At 66.5% G+C, this 22089-nt stretch carries 18 protein-coding genes and 2 pseudogenes; 16 read left to right on the plus strand and 4 right to left on the minus strand.

What is annotated here, in order from left to right; genetic code table 11:
• Positions 1-8: 8 nt before the first annotated feature.
• The gene (locus ACAM26_RS14685) at positions 9-713 is read right to left on the minus strand and encodes a ComF family protein (protein WP_369613978.1); all 705 of its coding nucleotides are present in this window, start codon (positions 711-713) and stop codon (positions 9-11) included.
• A gap of 110 nt (positions 714-823) precedes the next feature.
• Here ACAM26_RS14685 and bioB point away from each other — a divergent pair, with 110 nt between their 5' ends.
• The 10 genes from bioB to ACAM26_RS14735 all read left to right on the plus strand — a co-directional run bounded on the left by bioB (position 824) and on the right by ACAM26_RS14735 (position 11247).
• Positions 824-1864: a biotin synthase BioB gene (bioB, locus tag ACAM26_RS14690; RefSeq protein WP_123139690.1), complete on the plus strand. Its 1041-nt coding sequence runs from the start codon at positions 824-826 to the stop codon at positions 1862-1864.
• Complete coding sequence (gene bioF, locus ACAM26_RS14695) at positions 1861-3030, plus strand: 8-amino-7-oxononanoate synthase (RefSeq protein WP_132230595.1); 1170 nt, start codon at positions 1861-1863, stop codon at positions 3028-3030. Before bioB ends, bioF begins: the two co-directional genes overlap by 4 nt.
• A 26-nt stretch (positions 3031-3056) precedes the next feature.
• Positions 3057-3815 (plus strand): pimeloyl-ACP methyl ester esterase BioH, encoded by a 759-nt coding sequence (gene bioH / locus ACAM26_RS14700; protein ID WP_123139688.1) that lies wholly within the window; start codon positions 3057-3059, stop codon positions 3813-3815.
• Positions 3815-4714 (plus strand): malonyl-ACP O-methyltransferase BioC, encoded by a 900-nt coding sequence (bioC, locus tag ACAM26_RS14705; RefSeq protein ID WP_123139687.1) that lies wholly within the window; start codon positions 3815-3817, stop codon positions 4712-4714. Before bioH ends, bioC begins: the two co-directional genes overlap by 1 nt.
• Before the next feature lie 31 nt (positions 4715-4745).
• Positions 4746-5420: a dethiobiotin synthase gene (gene bioD / locus ACAM26_RS14710; protein ID WP_123139686.1), complete on the plus strand. Its 675-nt coding sequence runs from the start codon at positions 4746-4748 to the stop codon at positions 5418-5420.
• Positions 5421-5755: 335 nt separating this feature from the next.
• Positions 5756-6961: a D-alanyl-D-alanine carboxypeptidase/D-alanyl-D-alanine-endopeptidase gene (locus ACAM26_RS14715; protein ID WP_369613979.1), complete on the plus strand. Its 1206-nt coding sequence runs from the start codon at positions 5756-5758 to the stop codon at positions 6959-6961.
• Positions 6962-6977: 16 nt separating this feature from the next.
• On the plus strand, positions 6978-7814 hold the full coding sequence (locus tag ACAM26_RS14720; protein ID WP_123142779.1) for a trypsin-like peptidase domain-containing protein: 837 nt from the start codon (positions 6978-6980) through the stop codon (positions 7812-7814).
• A 906-nt stretch (positions 7815-8720) separates the two neighbouring features.
• Positions 8721-9149, plus strand: coding sequence for a peptidylprolyl isomerase (locus tag ACAM26_RS14725; protein ID WP_123139683.1), 429 nt, complete (start codon positions 8721-8723; stop codon positions 9147-9149).
• Between the two features lie 267 nt (positions 9150-9416).
• Complete coding sequence (locus ACAM26_RS14730) at positions 9417-10661, plus strand: SPOR domain-containing protein (protein WP_369613980.1); 1245 nt, start codon at positions 9417-9419, stop codon at positions 10659-10661.
• A gap of 328 nt (positions 10662-10989) precedes the next feature.
• Positions 10990-11247, plus strand: coding sequence for a LysE family translocator (locus tag ACAM26_RS14735; protein WP_369613981.1), 258 nt, complete (start codon positions 10990-10992; stop codon positions 11245-11247).
• A 124-nt stretch (positions 11248-11371) separates the two neighbouring features.
• Here the strand turns inward: ACAM26_RS14735 and ACAM26_RS14740 are convergent.
• Positions 11372-12080, minus strand: a pseudogene (locus ACAM26_RS14740) (IS1 family transposase).
• Between the two features lie 170 nt (positions 12081-12250).
• Between ACAM26_RS14740 and ACAM26_RS14745 the strand changes: the two are divergent.
• From ACAM26_RS14745 to ACAM26_RS14755, 3 genes and pseudogenes are all read left to right on the plus strand, one after another.
• Complete coding sequence (locus tag ACAM26_RS14745) at positions 12251-13045, plus strand: hypothetical protein (RefSeq protein ID WP_369613982.1); 795 nt, start codon at positions 12251-12253, stop codon at positions 13043-13045.
• Between the two features lie 199 nt (positions 13046-13244).
• A pseudogene (locus ACAM26_RS14750) lies at positions 13245-13835 on the plus strand (transposase); the annotation flags it as partial.
• 153 nt (positions 13836-13988) lie between these two features.
• The gene (locus ACAM26_RS14755; protein WP_369614064.1) at positions 13989-15242 is read left to right on the plus strand and encodes a transposase; all 1254 of its coding nucleotides are present in this window, start codon (positions 13989-13991) and stop codon (positions 15240-15242) included.
• Here ACAM26_RS14755 and ACAM26_RS14760 read toward each other — a convergent pair.
• Both ACAM26_RS14760 and ACAM26_RS14765 read right to left on the minus strand, forming a co-directional pair.
• The gene (locus ACAM26_RS14760; RefSeq protein ID WP_369613983.1) at positions 15230-16327 is read right to left on the minus strand and encodes a sulfotransferase; all 1098 of its coding nucleotides are present in this window, start codon (positions 16325-16327) and stop codon (positions 15230-15232) included. The two genes, ACAM26_RS14755 and ACAM26_RS14760, sit on opposite strands and share 13 nt — an antisense overlap.
• 426 nt (positions 16328-16753) lie before the next feature.
• Positions 16754-17467, minus strand: a complete 714-nt coding sequence (locus ACAM26_RS14765; protein WP_123143449.1) for an SDR family oxidoreductase — start codon at positions 17465-17467, stop codon at positions 16754-16756.
• Positions 17468-17990: 523 nt separating this feature from the next.
• Here ACAM26_RS14765 and ACAM26_RS14770 point away from each other — a divergent pair.
• From ACAM26_RS14770 to ACAM26_RS14780, 3 genes are all read left to right on the plus strand, one after another.
• Positions 17991-20144, plus strand: coding sequence for an HAD-IIB family hydrolase (locus tag ACAM26_RS14770; protein ID WP_369613984.1), 2154 nt, complete (start codon positions 17991-17993; stop codon positions 20142-20144).
• Positions 20145-20240: 96 nt separating this feature from the next.
• Positions 20241-21107: an HAD-IIB family hydrolase gene (locus ACAM26_RS14775; RefSeq protein ID WP_369613985.1), complete on the plus strand. Its 867-nt coding sequence runs from the start codon at positions 20241-20243 to the stop codon at positions 21105-21107.
• A gap of 29 nt (positions 21108-21136) precedes the next feature.
• Positions 21137-22033 carry a PfkB family carbohydrate kinase gene (locus ACAM26_RS14780; protein ID WP_123139675.1) on the plus strand — a complete coding sequence of 299 codons (897 nt, stop codon included), beginning with the start codon at positions 21137-21139 and terminating at the stop codon, positions 22031-22033.
• Positions 22034-22089: the final 56 nt, after the last annotated feature.

The following is a 22089-nucleotide window of genomic DNA, read 5'->3' on the forward strand; positions in this document are numbered from 1 at the left end:
GGGCGCGATCAGGGCGTGCGCGCCACCACCCAGACCTCGATCTCGCACGCCCCGGCGCGCGTCAGCACCCGCGCCAGCGCGCTCACCGTGGCACCGGTGGTCATCACATCGTCGACGATCGCCAGACGCCTGGCGGGCAGTGCCCGGGCCAAGGTGAAGGCGCCCGGGCCGATGTTGCGCTGGCGCGCGCGGCGCTGCTGGCCGACCTGCGGCGGCGTCGCGCGCACCCGCAGACAGAGCCCGGGGGCGACCGCCACGTCGAGCGCGACGCCGGCCACCCGCGCCAGCTCCAGCGCCTGGTTGTAGCCGCGTGCGCGCTGGCGCGCCGGGTGCAGCGGCACCGGCACCAGCAGCTCGGGCAACGGCGGCGCGAGCGCCGCGCGCGTCTCGGCGAGCAGCCGCCCGAGCAGCACCGCGCGATCGAGTCGGGCGTGGAACTTGAGATCGGCGATCAGCCCCGGCACCAGCCCCTGATAGCGCAGCGGCGCATGACAGCGAACAAAGGGCGGCGGGCGCGCCACGCAGCGCCCGCACCAGCGCCCGGCACCGAGGTCGGTATCGAAGGGCTGGGCACAGCGGGCGCAGCAATGGTGGTTGACCGGCAGCTCGGCGCGACAGCCGGCGCAGAGATCGAACCCGGACTCGCCGGGCGCGCCACAGAGCACGCAGGTCGGCGGATAGAGCCCCTCGATCAGACGCTCCAGCAGCGTCATCGCGCTCCGCCCCGGACGACGCGCGGTAAACCTTGAAGCCTCGCGAAAGTTGACAAGAAGCGAAAAACCGATAGCATCTGGTGGATTTTGTCAGCCATCCGGACCCTCCCATGTCAGCCACCCTGCAAGCGCCCCCGATCCGCACCGACTGGACCGTCGACGAGGTCCTCGCCGTCCTCGAGCAGCCGTTCAACGATCTAATGTTCGAGGCCCAGTGCGCCCATCGCGCCCGCTTCAACCCGCACCGGATCCACGTCAGCACCCTGCTCAACATCAAGACCGGCGCCTGCCCCGAGGACTGCGGCTACTGCTCGCAGAGCTCGAAGAACCACACCGGGCTGGAGCGCGAACGGCTGCTCGAACTCGAGACCGTGCTCGCCGCCGCGCGCGCCGCGCGCGATCAGGGTGCGACGCGCTTTTGCATGGGCGCGGCCTGGCGCAACCCCACCGCCAACAACCTCGAGCACGTCATCGCGATGATCAAGGGGGTTCACGACCTCGGGCTCGAGACCTGCGTCACCCTCGGCATGCTCGACGCCGAGCAGGCGCGCACCCTCAAGGACGCCGGGCTGGACTACTACAACCACAACCTCGACACCTCGCCCGAGTTCTACGGCCAGGTGATCACCACCCGCACCTATCAGGACCGGCTCGAGACCCTCAAGCACGTCCGCGAGGTCGGCCTCAAGACCTGCAGCGGCGGCATCCTCGGCATGGGCGAGTCGCGCCGCGACCGCGCCTCGATGCTGCAGCAGCTCGCCACCCTGCCGGCCCACCCCGAGTCGGTGCCGATCAACATGCTGGTGCAGGTCGAGGGCACGCCGCTGTTCGGGCGCGACGCCATCGACCCGTTCGAGTTCATCCGCGTCGTCGCCACCACCCGGCTGGTGATGCCGGCCTCGCACATCCGGCTCTCCGCCGGGCGTCACGACATGAGCGACGAGATGCAGTCGCTGTGCTACCTCGCCGGGGCCGACTCGATCTTCTACGGCGATCACCTGCTCACCACCAAGAACGCCGGCACCAGCCGCGACCGCGACCTGTTCGCGCGGCTCGACATGCACTTCGTCGAGGACCACGGCGAGCGCGAGGAGCCCGGCGCCTGCAAGCGTCACGTCAAGCTCGAAGAGATGCTGCCGAGCGACGCATGAGCCTCGATGTCCTCGTCCCCGAGCTCGAGCGGCTGCGTGATGCTGACCTCTATCGCCGTCGCCGCATCCAGCAGGGTCCGCAGCAGCCACGCGCCCGCATCGACGGGCGCGAGCTGCTGAGCTTCTGCAGCAACGACTATCTCGGGCTGGCCAACCACCCCGAGGTGATCGCCGCGCTGCAACGCGGTGCCGAGCGCTGGGGCGTGGGCAGTGGCGCGGCGCACCTGGTCAACGGCCACAGCGCCGCACACGAAGCGCTGGAGGAGGAGCTTGCCGCCTTCACCGGGCGCGAGCGCGCGCTGCTCTTCTCCACCGGCTACATGGCCAATCTCGGGGTGATCAGCGCCCTCGCCGGGCGTCGCGACACCCTGCTCCAGGACAAGCTCAACCACGCCTCGCTGCTCGACGCCGCGCAGCTCTCGCGCGCCACCCTGCGCCGTTACGCCCATGCCGACGCCACCGCCCTCGCCGAGCAGCTCGAGCGTCACCCGGAGACCCGGCTGGTGATCACCGACGGCGTGTTCAGCATGGACGGCGACCTCGCCCCGCTGCCCGCGCTCGCCGAGCAGGCGCGGCGCGCCGACGCCTGGCTGATGGTCGACGACGCCCACGGTCTCGGCGTGCTCGGTCCCGGCGGGCGCGGCTCGCTCGCGCATTTCGGGCTCGACCAGGACGCGGCACCCATCCTGATGGGCACCCTGGGCAAGGCGCTCGGCGTCTCCGGCGCCTTCGTCGCCGGCCCGGCGGTGCTGATCGAGACCCTGATCCAGCGCGCCCGCAGCTATATCTACACCACCGCCACGCCGCCGGCGCTGGCCGAGGCCACCCGGGTCAGCCTGCGTCTGGCCGAGCGCGAGACCTGGCGCCGCGAGCACCTGCAGGCGCTGATCATTCGGCTGCGCGACGGCGCGACCCGGCTCGGTCTCGAACTGATGGCGAGCGCCACCCCGATCCAGCCGCTGGTCGCCGGCAGCGCCGCGCGCGCCCTGGCCTGGAGCCGGGCGCTCGAAGAACGCGGCATCCTGGTCGGCGCCATCCGTCCGCCGACCGTACCCGAGGGCAGCGCGCGACTGCGCATCACCCTCTCGGCCGCCCATACCGAGTCCGACGTCGACCGGCTGCTCGCGGCGCTCGCCGAGCTGCCCCGCGCCGATCTCGCGGACTGACCCCACTGCATCGTAAGGAGACCCGCGTGTCCACCGGATCCAACCCGTCCCTGCCGCTGGTACTGCTCCACGGCTGGGGCATGAACGCCGCCGTCTGGGACGGCCTGCCGCCACAGCTCGGCGGCCTGCCGATCCAGACCATCGAACTCCCCGGCCACGGCGCCCGGACGCCCGCCCGCGCCGACCTCTGGGCCTGGGCCGACGCCTGCCTCGAGGCCGCCCCCGAGGAGGCGGTGTGGCTCGGCTGGTCGCTCGGCGGACTGGTCGCCCAGGCCGCCGCGCTGCGCGCCCCCAAGCGGGTGCGCGGACTGATCCAGCTCACCGCCACGCCGCGCTTCGTCCAGGCCGCCGACTGGCGCCCGGCGATGGCCGAGGAGACCCTCGGTCAGTTCCACCAGGGGCTGCTCGACGACCCCAGCGGCACCCTCTCGCGCTTCCTCGCGCTCCAGGTGCGCGGCAGCGACGCCGCGCGCGAGACCCTGCGCACCCTGCGCCAGGAGCTCACCACGCGCCCCGAGCCCGACCCGCGCGCGCTCGCCGACGGACTCGACCTGCTGCGCGACGAGGACCTGCGTGGCCAGCTCCCCGACATCGCCTGTCCGGCGCTGTGGCTGTTCGGCAGTCACGACGCCCTGGTGCCGGCGGCGGTGGCCGAGCGCATCGAGCTGATCATGCCCGGCGCCCGCACCCAGGTGATCGCCGGCGCCGCGCACGCGCCGCACATCTCGCACCGACGCGAGACCCTGACGGCGATCGAGGGCTTCGTCGCCGAGGCGCTGGGCTGATGTCGACGCCCGACCCACGGCTGGCGCCGATCGACAAGCGCCGCGCCCGCGCCAGCTTCGCGCGCGCCGCGCCCGGCTACGACGCCGCGGCGGTGCTGCAGCGCGAGATCGCCGACCGCCTGCTCGAGCGGCTCGACTACATCCGTCTCCAGCCGCGTCGTATCCTCGACCTCGGCGCCGGCACCGGCTACTGCACCGCCGCGCTGCAGCAACGCTACAAGCGCGCCGAGGTGGTGGCGCTCGACTTCGCCCAGCCGATGCTGCAACAGACGCGCCGGCGCGGGCGCTGGTGGCGCCGTCCGCTGTGCGTCTGCGCCGACGCCGAGTCGCTGCCGCTGGCCGATGACTCGTTCGACCTGATCCTGTCGAGCGCCACCATCCAGTGGTGCAACGACCTCGAACACACCTTCGGCGAGTGTCTGCGCATCCTCCGCCCCGGCGGTCTGCTGCAGTTCACCACCTTCGGTCCCGACACCCTGCGCGAGCTGCGCGCGGCCTGGGCCGAGGTCGACGGTCACGCCCACGTCAGCCCCTTCACCGACATGCACGAGATCGGCGATGCGCTGGTTCGCGCCCGCCTCGCCGACCCGGTGATGGACGCCGAACGACTGACCCTGACCTATCCCACCACCACCGAGCTGATGCACGACCTCAAGGCGATCGGCGCGCGCAACGCCAGCCGGGACCGCCCGCGCGGCCTGACCGGACGGGCGCGGCTGGCCGCCCTCGCCGCCGCCTACGAGCGCGAACGACGCGACGACGGCCGTCTGCCGGCGACCTACGAGGTGCTCTACGGCCACGCCTGGGCGCCCGAACAGACGCAACAATCGAGCACCGCCGACGGCGCCGTCGCGGTGCCGCTCGAACAGCTCCGCCGCCAGCTCGGCGGGCGCGACTGACCATCATTCAAAGACAAGGAGTACCCAGCCGATGCCAGGCCTGTTCGTCACCGGAACCGACACCGACTGCGGGAAGACCGCCGTCAGCCAAGGGCTGATCGCCGCGCTGGCCGCGCGCGAGCTGCGCGTGCTGGGGATGAAGCCGGTCGCCTCGGGCTGTGTCGAGACCGCCGACGGACTGCGCAACGACGACGCCGAGCGCCTCGCCGCCGCCGGCTGGTGCGAACAGCCCTATGCGCGGATCAACCCCTATGCCTTCGCCCCGGCGATCGCGCCGCACGTGGCCGCCGCCGAGGCCGGGGTGGAGATCGCGCTGGCGCCGATCCGCGACGCTTATCGGGCGCTGAGCGACGAGGCCGACTGGGTGGTGGTCGAGGGCGCCGGCGGCTGGCGCGTCCCGCTCGGCGACCGACTGTCGATGCGCGACCTGCCGCGCGCGCTCGACCTGCCGGTGGTGCTGGTGGTCGGGGTCAAGCTCGGTTGCATCAACCACGCCCTGCTCACCCAGGACTCGATCCGCGCCAGCGGCTGCCCGCTCGTCGGCTGGGTCGCCAATCAGGTCGACCCGACGATGCCCGCCTCGGCAGCCAACCTCGACACCCTCACCCGCGCCATCGCCGCCCCCCGGCTCGGCGTGGTGCCCTGGCTCAACCAATTCACCCCGGCCACCGTCGCCGCCCATCTCGACCCGACGCCGTTGTTGTGACGGAAGGGGCAAAGACCTTGAACCGCCAAGACGCCAAGCACGCGAAGTTTGCGTCGATTGAGTGACCCCTCCGTCCACCGTTTCACCGAAGAAGCGGTAAGCCCGAGGACGGGAAACCCGACATCGGCGCTCGATCAGCAGACGTTGAGGCATGCGTTGGGTTGTCACCGGCAACCCAACCTACGCGCTGAACAAAAAACCTTCGTGCCCCTTGGCGCGCTTCGCGCCTTGGTGGTCAATCTCCCCTCTCCACCGCAGCGCGCCTGGGCTATGCTGTGCGCCCGACGGCCCGGCCCGGTGCCGGGCATCCTGATGCCACTGACGACGAGCGTCCGATGATCGCACTCCATTCATCCCGTCGCCGCGCCGCACTCGTGCTGGGCGCGGCCCTGTTGTGTCTGAGCGGTCTGGCGCGCGGTGCCGATCCGCTCGCCACCGTGCGCGGGCTGGAGCACGCCAGCCTGCTGCTGGTCGAGCCCGACGGCACCACCGCGATCGCCCAGGGCGCGACCACGCCACGGGTGCCGGCCTCGACGATGAAGCTGCTCACCGCCTATGCCGCGCTCGAAACCTGGGGGCGCGAGCATCGCTTCCACACCGATGTCCGCCTCGACGACGACGGCGTCCTCTGGGTCGTCGGGCACGGTGATCCCTATCTGGTCTCCGAGGAGCTGATGCGCATCGCCACCGCGCTGCGCGCGCGCGGCCTCACCCGCATCAACGGACTCGGGCTCGATACTCACGCGCTCGGCGCCGATACCGAGATCCCCGGGCGCTCGCGCACCAGCAACCCCTACGACGCCCCGCTGAGCGCGCTCGCGGCCAACTTCAACACCGTGAGCCTGATACGCGAGGCCGATGGCCGGCTGCGCAGCGGCGAACCACAGACGCCGCTGACCGCCACCGCGCAGGCGCTGGGCGCCGACCTGGGACCGGGTCGCCATCGCGTCAACCTGATCGACCGCGCCCGTGCCGAGCGTCACTTCGGCGAGTTGTTCGCGGCGCTGCTCGAACGCGCCGGTGTCAGCGTCGCCGGGCCGATCCGTCAAGCGCGGGCGCCACGCGGTGCGCGGCTGGTCTATCGACACCACAACAGTCGCACCCTCGCCGAGATGATCGCGCCGATGCTCGAGTACTCGACCAACTTCATCGCCAACGGCTTGTTCATCATGCTCTCCGACCCCAAGGACAAGGGAGTGGCGGGGATGGCCGAGGCGCGGCGCGCAGTGACCCGGCTGGCGCGCGACCGGCTCGGCTGGCGCGACGCGGTGATCGACGACGGCGCCGGACTGTCGCGCGCCAACCGGTTGAGCGCGCGCCAGCTCGTCGAGTTGCTCGACGCCTTCACCCCCTATCGCGACCTGATGCCGCGCCAGGACGACGACCCCCGGGTGCTGGCCAAGACCGGCACCCTGACCGGGGTCAGCAGCTATGCCGGCTACGTCCGGCGCAATGGCGGCTGGGGGCGCTTCGCGCTGCTCGTCGAGCAGCCGGTCGATCGCAGCCTGCGCCAGCGGCTGGCCAGCGCGTTGGCGCGCTGAATCACGGGAGGTACAGGTGTTCGACCCCATCGTCCGTCACCGCGTCGTGCTGGTGGCGCTGGCCATGTTGCTGGCGCTCGGTGGTTGCGCCCTGCCCCAGAGCGCCGACCAGCGCCAGCTCGCCGTGCCCGAGTTCGCCGGTTTCCCGCACCGCAAGGCCGGCGCCGACTACCCCTCGCTGGCACCGCTGATGCGCGAGATCACCCCGGCGGTGGTCAACATCGCGGTCGATGCCGAGGTCTCGGCGCGTGCCCACCCCTTTCTCAGCGACCCGGAGTTCCGCGGTTTTCTCGAACGCTTCGGGCTGCCACTGCCCGAACCCGGCGAGATCGAGCGCCAACGCAACGTCGGCTCCGGGGTGATCGTCGACGCCGAGCGCGGCTATGTGATGACCAACGCCCATCTGCTGCAGGGCGCCACCAGCATCCGCGTCACCCTCAAGGACCGGCGCAGCTTCCGCGCCCGGCGCATCGCCGCCGACTCCGACACCGACATCGCCATCCTCAGGATCCCGCCGGTCGAGGTGCGCGCGCTGCGCTTCGCCGACTCCGACCGGCTCGAGGTCGGCGACTTCGTCATCGCCATCGGCAACCCCTTCGGTCTGGGCCAGACGGTGACCTCGGGGATCGTCAGCGCGGTCGGGCGCAGCGGCATCGCCGACAACCGCTTCGGCGAGCTGATCCAGACCGACGCCTCGATCAACCCCGGCAACTCCGGCGGCCCGCTGATCGACCTCAGCGGCGCCGTGGTCGGCATCAACACCGCCCTCATCGGCCCGGCCGGCGGCAACGTCGGCATCGGCTTCGCCGTCCCCGCCAACCGCGCTCGCGCGATCCTCGCGCGACTGCGCTAAAGGCAGCGCTGGTAGCCGCAATGGGTGAACCGCAAAGACTCGAAGGGCGCAAAGGGGTTGAAGCTTTCAGCTTTCAGCCTCCAGTCGCCAGTGGGCGCTGTCGGCCAGCTCCGCACGCGTGTCCGAGCGCCTCGCGCTGGTGATGTTGCGTTGTACGCCACCCTCTCATCGAGACGTGGCGGTGATAGTCACGGTCGAAGTAGCACCAGCCGCCAGTGCATCTGTGCCCTCGATGACGGCCCTGCTGACCCCCAGCTGTAACGCGCTAGCGCTCGAGGACAGGCAGCCACTAACTGCTGGATGCTGATCGCTGGAGGCGATTCTCTTCTTTGCGCGTCTTCGTGCCCTTCGAGTCTGTGCGGTTCGAATCAGCTTCCAGCGATCAGCATCCAGCCTGCTGTAGGGGAGCCTGGTGTGTATGGTCGGCGGTTGACGGGCAAGACAGTCTCTTTGCGGTTCAATCCACTGGCGGCTGAGGACTGACGGCTGGCGGCAGAAAGCTGATCGCTCTTTTCGCCTTCGCGTCCTTTGTGGCTTTGCGGTCAATCCACTGGCGGCTGGCGGCTGGCGGCGATTTGCACTCACCGCCACCCTGTTCTAGAGTGCGCCCAGAGAGCCTCGCGTAATCGAAGGATCCCTGGGAGAGACCGATCGCGACGAACAACGCAACCGATCGGGTCGCCCCGTCGCCGCGTCCACCACTCGGGCCTCGGCGGGGCGCCATCCCCTCGGTGGAGCGACCGGTCCCGGCCGGCGTCCCGTTCCTTCGATCGTCTCGCGTCTCCCGCAGACCGCAAGACGGCGCGATTCGTCCCCCTCCCAGCCCTCGACCCGAGACCTCCGTTCGCTCGCCTGCCGGACTGCCCCGGTCGGCGCAATGCACCCCAAACTCCGGGAGACCATCCCATGTCTGAAGCCAAGCTCGGCGATACCGTCAAGATCCACTACACCGGCACCCTCGAGGACGGCACCCAGTTCGACAGCTCGGTCGGACGCGAGCCGATCGAGTTCACCATCGGCGCTGGCGGCATCATCCCCGGCTTCGAGGAGGCCGTGAAGGGCATGAGCGTCGGTGAGAACAAGACCGTCACCATCCCCCCGGCCCAGGCCTACGGCGAGTACCGTCCCGAGATGACGCAGGAGGTGCCGCGCTCGGCCATCCCCGCCGACATCGACCTGCACGAGGGCATGGTGCTGCACGCCCAGGGTCCCGACGGTCAGCACGTCTCCTTCACCGTCAAGGCGTTCAACGACGAAGAGGTCACCATCGACGGTAACCACCCGCTCGCCGGCAAGGACCTCACCTTCGCCCTGGAGCTGGTCTCGATCTCCTGATCGCTGGCCGGACCGCGCGCCCTGCGCGGTCAGGCCAAGGGAGCAGCCGCTCCCGGCCCGGTGCAGGGACGCACCACCGCTCCACCGACGCTTGCCCTCGACCGACCAGACACCGATACTCTTCCCCCAGGACGGTCAGCCGACGGCGACAGACGCGCCCCGTCCAACGACGCCTTATCCCGAACCCAGGCCGGCGCCCGCGACCTGCTCGAACGGCGGGACAGCCCAGGCCCACGCTCGCCCAGATCAGTAGCGGGGCAGATCGTCATGGACAATACCACCACCCCCGAGCCGGACATCCAGGCCCAGGCCACATCAACGGCGTCCGACCCCAGACCCGGCGCCGAAGACGTCGCCGCCCGGACCCGGATCAGCCAACAGGCCGCGCAGATCGCCAAGCTCGCCGTCGGCGTCGCCGAACAGCGGCGCGATCTCAAGCAGCTGCAGGACACGGTGCTGAACCGGCTCGGCGACATGGACGAGGATCGTCGTCTCACCACCGCCCAGCTCCAGCGCGCCCTGCTCAACCACCGCACCCTGCTCGACCGTCGGCTGCGGCATTGGCGCACCCTGGTGTTGGCGACCCTGGTCGTGCTGCTGATCGGCATCGCGCTCGCCCTCACCCTCGCCTACCGTCAGCTCGATGCCCAACGCCAGGCGCTCGCCGAGCGTGTCGAGCGCATCGCCGCGATCCAGGGTCGTCCGAGCGGCACCCCTCAGTCCGACGCCCAGGTCCAGCGCGAACTCGATGCGCTCTCTGTCACCATCGAACAGCTCGCCCGCGAGCTGCGCGCCGCGCCCGAGCCGACGACGACCGCCGAGCCCGCGATCACTCCCCCGGCCCCGGCCCGCCCCTCGGCCTCGCTCACCGACAGCGTCGCGCTCAACGAGACGCAGCAGCCCCTGCGCGTGACCCGACAGAGCCTCCCCCCGGCCCCGGTCACGCCGAGCCTGCCGGCGGTCATCGAGACCGACGAGGCAACGACCCCGACGACCCCGACGACCGGCGAGGCTGCGCCTCCCGAGCCGGAGCCGGAGCCCCCGGCACCGTCGAGCGTTTCAGCGGAGCCCGAGACACAACCCGCCGAACCCACGCCCGTCCAGGCAGAGACGATCGCGCCAGCTCCGACCGACGAGGCGGTGCCGGACGCACCGACCGAGGCCGCAACAACCGAGACCACCGAGACGCCTGCCACCCAACCGGCGCTCGACGACAACGCCCCGATCATCACCCTCGACGCACCGAGCTACGCCATCCAACTGCTCGGCGCCTTCTCCCGCGACGGATTGGAAGCCTTCATCCGCGAACAGGACCTGCCCGATCGTCTCTATTGGCGCCAGGAGACCTACCAGGGCAAGCCCTGGTACGTGCTCATCCACAGCCTCTATCCCACCCGGGCCGAGGCCGTAGCGGCGCGGAAGGCGTTGCCGGAGGGGATTCGGGGGCTGGATATTTGGGTGAGGAGTTTGGGGGTTGGGGTAGAGGTTAGGGCTGTGGATGTGGGGGGGTAGGTTGGTTTCGCTCCGGACACTATCGCTTCGATTAGGTCTGTGCCAGCACGCCATCGAGCATCATCTGATCCCTCCCCCTGCAGACCAACGGCCTGGTCGAACGCTTCAACGTGCGCATTGTCGAGGTGCTGGCCACCACACGCGTCGACTTCGCCCGAGTCTGGAGCAGATCATCACTCGTCACGTCCAGGTCTATAACCAACACATCCCCCATAAAGCGCTCAGACATATCGCTCCCAATCAAGCACTCGAAGAGTGAGCGAAGAAACAGCCAGAGCTATTTAGCAAGCGGGCATATAACCTCCATGGACTGGAAAAATAAAAATACATGGAAAACCTAACAACAATAATACTATTCGCCATTTCTTCTACACTAACACCCGGCCCCAATAATATTATAATAATTACATCCGGCATGAATTATGGAATAACGAGAAGCCTTCCACTGCTAGCTGGCATATGTGTTGGGTTTTCATCCATGCTTCTGCTCGTAGGACTAGGATTGGGCCGGATTTTTCACTTAAATCCAGAATTGTACTTAATTATAAAAATCATTGGCGTTAGCTACTTGCTGCACTTAGCATGATTAATCGCACGCTCAGGAGGGGACACAACCTTGAGCGATTCAAGCGAGCCTCTTTCATTCATTGGTAGTGCCCTGACCGATAGGATTTTGAATCGCTCAATGTGTTTGGCTCACCCGCAGTGAGTCAAGCGCACATCGTTTCGTTGTAGTGATGAATGAAGTACCAGAGTGCACCCAGATGGTTTTCCTGGTTTTTCGAGAATGCGAGCGACTTTCTCACCAAGCGGGAGATACGCTGCCGGAGTGTACCGTTAAACCGTTCGATATGGTTGGTTTCCCCTTGTGACTTCGCACTGGGGTAATGTCGGTGTGCCGGGATGATCCGCGCATAGGCGCTCCAGAAATCTGTGTAGACGGGAGCGGAAGTCTGATATTGCGCTGGGATGGAATCCCACAGAGCCTGTGCGGAGCGCTCCGTACGATCGCCAACATGGACCCCGACGATACGCCGGGTCAGGCGATCCATGGCGAGCCAGATCCATTGTTTGTTCAGGCGTTTTCCGACAAAGGACCACAGTTCGTCGCACTCCAGGATCACTCCGTAGGGTGTGGTGTTTTTTTTAGCGCGACATGACGAGGAACCTTCTTGTACTTCTCGTTCACGTAGTTCTGCAGCCAAGCCTCGGAGACCTTCACCGCACGAGCAATTCCGGCCAGGGAGATTTTTTCCAGCAGCAACCGATCGATCAGTTCGCGGGTTTCCTGAGAAACCGGCCCCTTGGCAGGATAGAGAACGAACTGGCGACCGCAATCTTGACACTTGTAAACTGCTTTTTCAGCCGGTTGAATCCATTTTTGGTCACATGGTTGGAGTGACACTGCGGACATGTCAGATACATCTTCTTCATCCTTAAAGCAAGAGATTCTGATCTTATCGAAACCTATTGGTCAGGGCACTACCCAGAAATTAGAGAATCTGCATAGCGCAATAATTACTGATTCCGTCTAATCAACTGTTATATTTCTCAACGTGCCCTTCTGATTGTAGGCGAGGAGGTTGAATATGAGTTCAGATTCCCAAAAAAATGAACTTAAACCATATGATTACAAACAAGGATGCAAAGACAACGACGATGTTTTCGTAAAAAAGATTTACGCCAAAATGCCAGATTTTGTCGTGTATAGGACTGATAGCGCGATACGGATAGACATAGATGATGATTCGGAAAAAGTTGAAGAAATAAAATCTAATCATGTGAAAATAGGAGTGGATTTAGCAAGAATATATTCTTGGCTGCCTGAAAGCTTATCTTGGTCGGAGTCAATCAACAAGCAAATAGCAAGGGCAATAGTTTCCAACATACTTGGTAGCTTTGATGAAGCAAGAGAAATGCTCAAGCATGCCGAAGATAGAATCATTAAGCTAAAAACTATACAAGGACGACTACAGTATACACTCAGCGCATTCTCTATAGTATTAGTTATTTTTCTGATTTCGATATTGTACCCATTTGGCGAATCAGCAATTTTTTCACAAGTAATGTTGTGTGGTGCATTAGGAGGAGTTTTGTCGATCGCTGTAGGGCTCAGCAAGCTAAATATAGACATAGATGCAAATTGGCAAATGAATAGCCTAATAGGTGGCTCAAGAATCTTGATTGCTGTTACAGCGTCGTTGTTTTCTTATTTTGCTATTAAGTCAAATATCGCGTTCTCATTTGTTAACGAAATCGAATCAAACTATGGAATATTCATGGTTGCCATGGTTGCTGGTTTCGCAGAAATGCTGATCCCTAATATCATGAATAATCTAGCAAAGGAAAACGACGGTTACGGGAAAAACCAAGACAAAACATAACAAGGCTAATCCAGCCGACGCCAAAGGCGCGCGCGGCTGATTAGCAGCGTTAGCGCAGGATAAACAGAAGAAATAAGGACACCCATTTATTGTTGACGCTCTCGAGGCCCTCTCCGATTAAAAAGGACACCCACTTATCGTTGACGCCCCCAAGGCGCTCTCCTACGCTTCACCCAACACCTCCAGCGGAGATGCCCCCATGACTCGTCCCCGCGCCGCGCTCGTCTCCTTGTCCGATACGCCTTGGTATCACGTCGTCACGCGTTGCGTGCGGCGGGCCTATCTCTGCGGCTTCGATCGGCTGACGGGGCGGAGTTTCGAGCATCGGCGCGGGTGGATGGAGTTGCGGTTGCGTCAGCTCGCCGGGGTGTTCGCGATCGAGGGTTGAAAAGGACACCCACTTATCGTTGAGGTGCTGCGGCGCTGGCGGTGTCTGTTCCGGGGGCCGATGGTGGTGGAGCGGTTTCTGTCGCCGTCGACACGGGCTGGGATGACCGAGGCGGAGCTGGAGGTGGTCGCAGGGTTGGTTGCGACCTACCGGGCGCGGCTGGCGGATCTCTCGTGGTTCATGCGGGTGTTAAACGAGTCGATCGCGCGGGCGGCGAATCGGGAGGATGGGGTTCGGGGACGGTTCTGGGAGGGGCGTTTTCGTTCGCAGGCGATCCTCGACGAGACGGCGCTGTTGGCGGTGATGGCTTATGTCGATCTCAACCCGATTCGGGCGGGGATCGCGGAGACGCCGGAGGAGAGTGCGCATACCGGGATTGCGGCACGGATCGCCGCCTTGCGGGCGGGCGATGATGGCGCGGCGAACGGGCGGCATCTAACGATTGAAAAGGACACCCATTTATCGTTGGCGCCCCTGAAAAGGACACCCATTTATCGTTGGCGCCCCCAAGGCGCTCTCCTACGCTTCACCCAACACCTCCAGCGGAGATGCCCCATGACTCGTCCCCGCGCCTCGCTCGTCTCCTTGTCCGATACGCCTTGGTATCACGTCGTCACGCGGTGCGTGCGCCGGGCCTATCTCTGCGGCTTCGATCGGCTGACGGGGCGGAGCTTCGAGCATCGGCGCGGGTGGGTGGAGTTGCGGTTGCGTCAGCTCGCGGGGGTGTTCGCGATTGATGTCGCGGCCTATGCGGTGATGAGCAATCACGTCCATCTGGTGGTGCGGGTGGATGCGGATCGAGCGGCGGGGTGGTCGGATACCGAGGTGCTGCGGCGCTGGCGGTGTCTGTTCCTGGGGCCGATGGTGGTGGAGCGGTTTCTGTCGCCGTCGACGCGGGCGGGGATGACCGAGGCGGAGCTGGAGGTGGTCGCAGGGTTGGTCGCGACCTATCGGGCGCGGCTGGCGGATCTCTCGTGGTTCATGCGGGTGTTGAACGAGTCGATCGCGCGGGCAGCGAATCGGGAGGATGGGGTTCGGGGACGGTTCTGGGAGGGACGCTTCCGTTCGCAGGCGATCCTCGACGAGACGGCGCTGCTGGCGGTGATGGCCTATGTCGATCTCAACCCGATTCGAGCGGGGATCGCGGAGACGCCGGAGGAGAGTGCGCATACCGGGATTGCGGCACGGATCGCCGCCTTGCGTGCGGGCGATGATGGCGCGGCGAACGGGCGGCATCTCGTCGTAGCGCCGTCACCCGATACGGCAAAACGAGCACCGCCAAACGTCCACCCCGGCTCGCAACGCGCGCGTGCTGCGCAGGAGACCGCAACATCCGAGACTGACACCCCGCCAGCCACGCACCCGCCCTCACCAGCCGTGACCGATCACGCCGACAGCTCGCCAGAGGCCCGCAGCACCAATCTCTGGGAGACCGTCCTCGACCGCCTGCCCCCTGCCCCGCTACTGCCCTTCGGCAACCCCGCCGAGGTCCCCGCAACGATCCCCTTCACCTTCGACGGCTATCTGACCCTGGTCGACTCGCTCGGCCGTGCCCTGCATCCACGCAAGCGCGGGGCGATCCCGGCGGAGCTGCCCGACATCCTCTCCCGACTCGGTATCGCGCCGGAGCGTTTCGTCGAGCACGCCGGTTTCCTGCTCAAGGGGTTTGGCGCCGCGATCGGCGCGCCGGAGCGGCTGACCGCGCTCGCGGCACGGCGGGAGTGTCGCTATCTGCGCGGAATGACTCGCGCCAGGCTGCTATTCGGCCTGCCCCGGCAATCACGCCCTCATATTGATCAGCCGGCATAGCCATAGCGCTCAGCGGCGGGGCCGGTCAGCTCGACAATCATCGACAACTCTGAATCGTTGAAGTCGGGACGATAGTAGGTTGGCTCGACCAGGCGTTGCATATAGCGGGCCTTGGTCTTGGCGAAGGGCTCGGGATCCAGCTCGCAGCACTCCAGCAGACGATCGATCTGGTTTGCGGAGTCTCGACAGAGATCCTCGCAGCGCAACACCAGCGAGCGCGCAGCGAGGTCCTTGTCGGCCCGGAGTCTTGCATCGATGTCCAGATAGACCGCATTCCAGTAACGGGCACACGCCTGCACGACCTGCCCGGCCCGCCACGCCTCTGAGATCTGTTTGACGAGACCATCATCACCAAGATTGATGATGGACCTTGCCGGGCCGAACTCGCGATGACCAAGACCACAGAGATAATCCTGCCAACGCGGATCCTCGTCATTCAGTTTATTGAACAAACGGTCCTGCTTCAGGTAGGAAGCAACATGATGGACAGGATCACGGATGACGAAAACAAACCTTGCGTCCGGAAACAACTTCGAGAGATAGCCGGTACGGCTGAAGTTGTAGTTGTTCTTGGTCAGATAACGACAGGCGCCGCGACTCAGCAGCATCTTCTTGATGTGGTTGCGATAGAAGCGTTCGAAGTCCAGATGACGGGTCTTCTCATCGAGCACCGATGAGCCTGACTCATCATGGATGGAGGGAAAGAAGGTCGTCCAGAAGATTTCCTCGACCACATCAGGACTCGTTCGAGTCACGGTCAACTTGTCCTTGTGCACGCGCTCGAAGGGGCGATCCTCACCCAGGGGCACCAGCGGGTAGATCCGATCCAGCCAATAAGGCAGATAGGGCTGTACGTATTGATAGTTGCGATGACTGGCCGCTGCGGGGTGTTGGGCCAGCATCTCCAGGAGGATGGTCGTCCCCGACCGAGGCAGCCCAGTGATATAGATGGGCTTGATGATATCGATCCGCTTCAGCTGCGATCTCAGCAGCCGGCTCTCGATTTTGCTCAACGCGCGATAGAGTGGCGTCATCACCCGCCGGGTACGGGTGAAAAACAAGACCGACTCAGGCAGCTTGTCCATAAGCACCCCCAAACTCATCGATGATCGGCAGCGATTGACGGCGGCCTTGTCGTCACGGATCCGAGACAGCGCGTTCGTGCAGTGGCACTTGAATGATGATGGGCAACGCCCTGGCGTGAGGTCAGGGCGATGAGCACGCTCGGCGCTCATCCGAAAACGACGGATTCATGCGCCGAGGCGTCGAATGATTGTAGTGTATTCGCTCGTTCATGCACCGCCCGACGCGGAGACAGGAATGCACGGATCGGCACGCCCGGGCGATCGCATCGCAGCGCCGGGCTGGATGGCGACGAGCGTGCACGCACCCGCTCAGCCTTCTCCCCGGGCGACACCGCGGTGTGGCGGCTGCTCTCTCACCCTGCGTCGAGCCGCAGTCGTCCACGGACGCAGCGCCAGCCGCCGGGGCAAAGCCCGGCGGCGATATCCTCACCAGTCGATGGCGTTGCCATCCCTGAAGAACCCGCCACTCGGACCATCATCGGGCAGGGTCGCGGCCCAGACGATGCCGCGGGCGCCCTCCTCGATCGAGCGCTCGGCCTGAGGCCCGCCCATCTCGGTGCGCACCCAGCCCGGACAGACCGAGTTGACCTTGACCCCGGTCTCGGCAAGCTCGGCGGCGAAGATGCGGGTGACGGCGTTGAGCGCGGTCTTGGAGATGCGGTAGCCGGGGATGCCGCCGTCCATCTCGGCGAGCTGGCCGAGCCCGGAGGAGACATTGACCACGCGTCCCCGCTCATGCATCAGCGGGATCAATGCCTGACACAGCAGCAGCGGGGCCAGCGTATTGGTCTCGAGACCACGACGCAGGGTGTCGACATCGGTCGAGAAGACGCCCTCGGCGCCCGAGCCGGGCGGCGGGTCGGGGAAGATGCCGGCGTTGTTGACCAGCACATCGAGCTGACCAAAGGTGTCACGGACGTAGTCGGCCAGTGCCTGGACGGAGTCGAGATCGGTGACGTCGAGGACGTGGAAGCGCACGTCGAGCCCCTCGGCGCGCAGCCCCTCGGCGGCGGCCTCGCCGCGATCGGCGCGCCGCGCGGTGAGCACCACACGGTAGCCCTGGCGGGCGAGTTGGCGACAGACCTCGTGACCGAGACCGCGATAGGCGCCGGTGACCACGGCGATGGGTGAATCCGACATCGATCTTGCTCCTTCGGTTGACAGCTAAACGATGGGGCCAGTATTGCGCAGCTCAAGTCGCCTGACGCCTTGCTCCGGCAGGTGCGACATCGTGCGCATCGCGCCCCGATCTGCGGCACCCGAGCGGCCCGACCCCGCCGGGCCTGATTTGGAATCGGCCCCTGAGTCCTTTACCTTAGGGGAAGCGGTCGTCCTCTGCATCCGCCCCACTACGGTCGGAATGATGGACGCCGAGGTCGCCGCGACCCGGGCGTCTGATCTCGCCCGCGCACCCGGAGGGTGCGCAACACGGGTGCCCCTCATGTCATGTCCCCGTCCCGGCGCGCGGACGTGTCATGGGCGATCCGGAAACCGCATTTGCACCGCAAGTGCGCTTTCCCGATCCATCCGTCGTCCATGCATCATCTCAATACGCCGCACCCGGGTGGGGGGACGCCACCTACCGCGACGACCGCGGCCGCCTCGCGGCCCCGCCAGCCACGGCCACGGGTACGGCACCGAACTCGAATGGGCCCGAACGACGATGTATATCCTGCTACTCAGTATCCACGGTCTCATCCGCGGCCATGACCTCGAACTCGGGCGCGACGCCGACACCGGCGGTCAGACCAAGTACGTGGTCGATCTCGCCCGCGCGCTGGGCGAGCGCGCCGATGTCTCACAGGTCGACCTGGTGACCCGTCTGGTGCGCGACCCGGCGGTCAGCCCCGATTATGCCGAGCCGATCGAGCAGCTCGACGACAAGGTGCGGATCGTGCGCATCGAGGCCGGCCCCGATGAATACCTCCCCAAGGAACAGCTCTGGGACCATCTCGACAGCTTTGTCGACAACCTCAGCGTCCATCTCCACGAACTCAACCGCTGGCCGGACATCGTCCACAGTCACTATGCCGATGCCGGCTATGTCGGGGTGCGACTGGCCAACCTGACCGGCGCGCCGCTGGTCCACACCGGTCATTCGCTCGGGCGCGACAAGCGCCAGCGGCTGCTCGCCAGCGGTCTCGACGGCGAGCAGATCGATGCCCGTTACAACATGGTGCGCCGCATCGATGCCGAGGAATCGGTGCTCGCCACCGCCGATCTGGTGATCACCAGCACCCATCACGAGATCGAGGAGCAGTACGCGCTCTACGACTACTATCAGCCCGAGCGCATGGAGGTCATCCCGCCCGGCACCAATCTCAAGCAGTTCCATCCGCCCGGCCCGAAAGACCCCAAGCCCGCCTTCGCCGCCGAGATCGAGCGCTTCCTCGACGATCCCGGCAAGCCGCTCATCCTCGCCCTCTCCCGCGCCGATCACCGCAAGAACATCATCGCCCTGGTCGAGGCCTACGGCGAGTCGCCGGCCTTGCAGGCATGCGCCAACCTGCTGGTGGTGGCGGGCAATCGCGATGACATCCGCGAGCTCGACGAGGGTGCGCGCACCGTGCTCACCGACCTGCTGATCACCGTCGATGCCTACGACCTCTTCGGCAAGGTCGCCATCCCCAAGCATCACACCCCGGATCAGGTGCCCGAGATCTACCGCATGGTGGCGCGCTCCGGCGGCGTCTTCATCAACCCGGCGCTCACCGAACCCTTCGGTCTGACGCTGCTCGAGGCCGCCGCCACCGGGCTGCCGCTGGTGGCCACCGAGAACGGCGGACCGGTCGACATCATCGGCAACTGCAACAACGGCATCCTCGTCGACCCGCTCGATCGCGAGGCGATCGCCGACGCCCTGTTGAAGATCCTCGGGGATCGCAAGACCTGGCAGGATTACTCGCGCAAGGGTCTGGCCGGGGTACGCGAACACTATTCCTGGCAGGCCCATGCCGCCGCCTACCGGCAGCGCATCGAGCCGCTCGCCGAACAGCGCGAGCCGCTGCCCGACACCCCGCCGATGCGCCGTAGCATGATCTATCGCGACCGCGCGCTGTTCACCGATCTCGACCAGAGCCTGCTCGGCAACCCCGAGGGGGTGGAGCGCTTCGCCGCGATGATGCGCGCCAACCGTCGCTGCACCAACTTCGGCATCGCCACCGGGCGCCGGCTCGACTCGCTGCTCACCGAGCTCAAGCGCCACGGCCTGCCGATCCCCGACGTGCTCATCACCAGCCTCGGCACCGAGATCCACTACAGCGCCCGACTGGTCCCCGACGCCTACTGGCAGGAGCACGTCGACCACCAGTGGAAGCCCAGGGCGGTGCGCCGCGCGCTTGCCGACATCCCCGGGCTGATCCCGCAGGCGCGCGGCGAGCAGAGCCGGTTCAAGATCTCCTTCCACTACGACCCCACGATCGCGCCCTCGGTCGAGGAGATCGCCACCCTGCTGCGCACCCAGGAGCTGACCGTCAACGTGGTCCACGCCTTCGGCCAGTTCCTCGACATCATCCCGACCCGCGCCAGCAAGGGACAGGCGCTGCGCTATGTCGCCCACCGCTTCGGCATCCCGCTGGAGCACGTACTGGTGGCCGGCGGCTCCGGGGCCGACGAGGACATGATGCGCGGCAACACCCTGGCGGTGGTGGTCGCCAACCGCCATCACGAGGAGCTCTCCCAACTCGAGGAGATGGACAACATCTATTTCGCCGAGCAGGCCCACGCCCTCGGCATCATCGAAGCGGTCGAGCACTACGACTTCTTCGGCGCCTGCGCCATCCCCGAGGAACCGATGGGGACACCCGAGCCGAGCTGACCCCACCGTCCCGGCGTCACCGCACCGAGGCGGTGACGCCCCTCAGCCAATGGCCGCAGACCCACCGGCCACTCGACGTCTCCCATGGAGGACACGATGAGCAGCCCGTTGCTGCTGTGCACCGATCTCGACCGCACCCTGATCCCCAACGGCGCCGAACCCGAGTCGCCCGCCGCCCGCCCCTGGTTCCGCCGGCTGGCGGCGCTGCCCGAGGTCACCCTCGCCTATGTCAGCGGACGCCATCGCGCACTGGTCGAAGCGGCGATCGCCGACTACGATCTGCCGATGCCGGACTATGTGGTCGGTGACGTCGGCACCAGCATCCATGGCCTCGACGGCGAGGACTGGCAACCGATCGTCGAGTGGCAGCGTCAGATCGGCGCCGACTGGGGCGGCGCACACGCCGCGACGCTGCGACCGTTGTTCGCCGATATCGCCGAACTCAGCCCGCAACCCGACGACCGCCAAGGCCCGTTCAAGCTGAGCTACTTCACCCCGGCGCGCCTCGATGTCGCGGCGCTGCGCGCACGGATGCGCGAGCGGCTCGAGGCGCGCGACATCCGCGCCAGCCTGGTGTGGAGCGTCGACGAGGCGGCCGGTTGCGGACTGCTCGACCTGTTACCGGCCAACGCGACCAAGTACCATGCCGTCGAGTTCCTGATGCAGCGACTCGGCCGCGACGTCGCGACCACGGTGTTCGCCGGCGACAGCGGCAACGACCTCGAGGTGCTGATCAGCGCGATCCCGGCGGTGCTGGTGGCCAACGCCCACCCCGAGGTGCGCGCCGAGGCGCGGCAGGGCTGCGCCGACCCGACGCGGCTGTATTGCGCACGCGGCGGCTGGCAGGGATTGAACGGCCATTATGCGGCCGGAATCCTCGAGGGGGTGGCGCACTTCCACCCCGAGCTGGCCGAACGACTGCTCGCGGCCCCGGAGACACCCGCCGGACCGCCGGCCCTGTGAACGAACCCTCCAGCGAGGAGCCCGCTATCGTGCACACATCGCCACTCTGTATCTTCGGCGAGGTCCTGTTCGACCACTTCCCAGACGGTCGTCAGGTCCTCGGCGGCGCCCCCTTCAACGTCGCCTGGCACCTCCAGGCCTTCGGCGCCGACCCGCGCTTCGTCAGTGCCGTCGGCGCCGACGCCGAGGGCGCGCGGGTGCGCGCCGCCATGGCCGACTGGGGGATGGACACCGGCGCACTGCAGACCGCCCCCGCACACCCCACCGGGCGGGTCGAGGTCAGCCTCGAGCGCGGCGAGCCGAGCTACGACATCGTCGCCGACTGCGCCTACGACCACGTGCGCGCGGCCTCCGAGCCAGCCCCCTGCGGCCTGCTCTATCACGGCACCCTGGCGCTGCGTCACGCCGACGCCCGCGCGGCGCTGGAGGGGGTCCGCAGCGCCGGGGTCGATCAGGTCTTCGTCGACGTCAATCTGCGCGATCCCTGGTGGTCGCGCGAACAGACCCTGGCGCTGATCGGCGCGGCCGACTGGGCCAAGCTCAACCACGACGAGCTGGTGCTGCTCGACGACGCCGACACCGATGCCGACACCCCGCTGGCCAGCCGCGCCCGCGCCTTTCTCGAGCGTCACCGGCTCAGTGGACTGCTGGTCACACTCGGCGGCGACGGGGCGCTCGGACTCGGGGTCGACACGGCACCGGTCCACGTCGCCCCGCAGCCGGCGCAGGAGGTCATCGACACCGTCGGCGCGGGCGATGCCTTCGCCGCAGTGACCATCCTCGGACTGCTCCAGGACTGGCCGCTGCAGGCCACCCTCGAGCGCGCCCAGGCCTTCGCCTCGCGTATCGTCGCCCAGCGCGGCGCCACCGCCGCCGAGCCGGAGCTCTACCAGCCGTTCATCGAGCGCTGGGGACTAACCACCTGACCCGAGCGCCAGCCGCCCGCCCGGTCGCCGAGACCCGGGCGGACACGCCCCCGTCC

The organism is Marichromatium sp. PS1 (genome assembly GCF_041155115.1).
Lineage (GTDB): Bacteria > Pseudomonadota > Gammaproteobacteria > Chromatiales > Chromatiaceae > Marichromatium > Marichromatium gracile.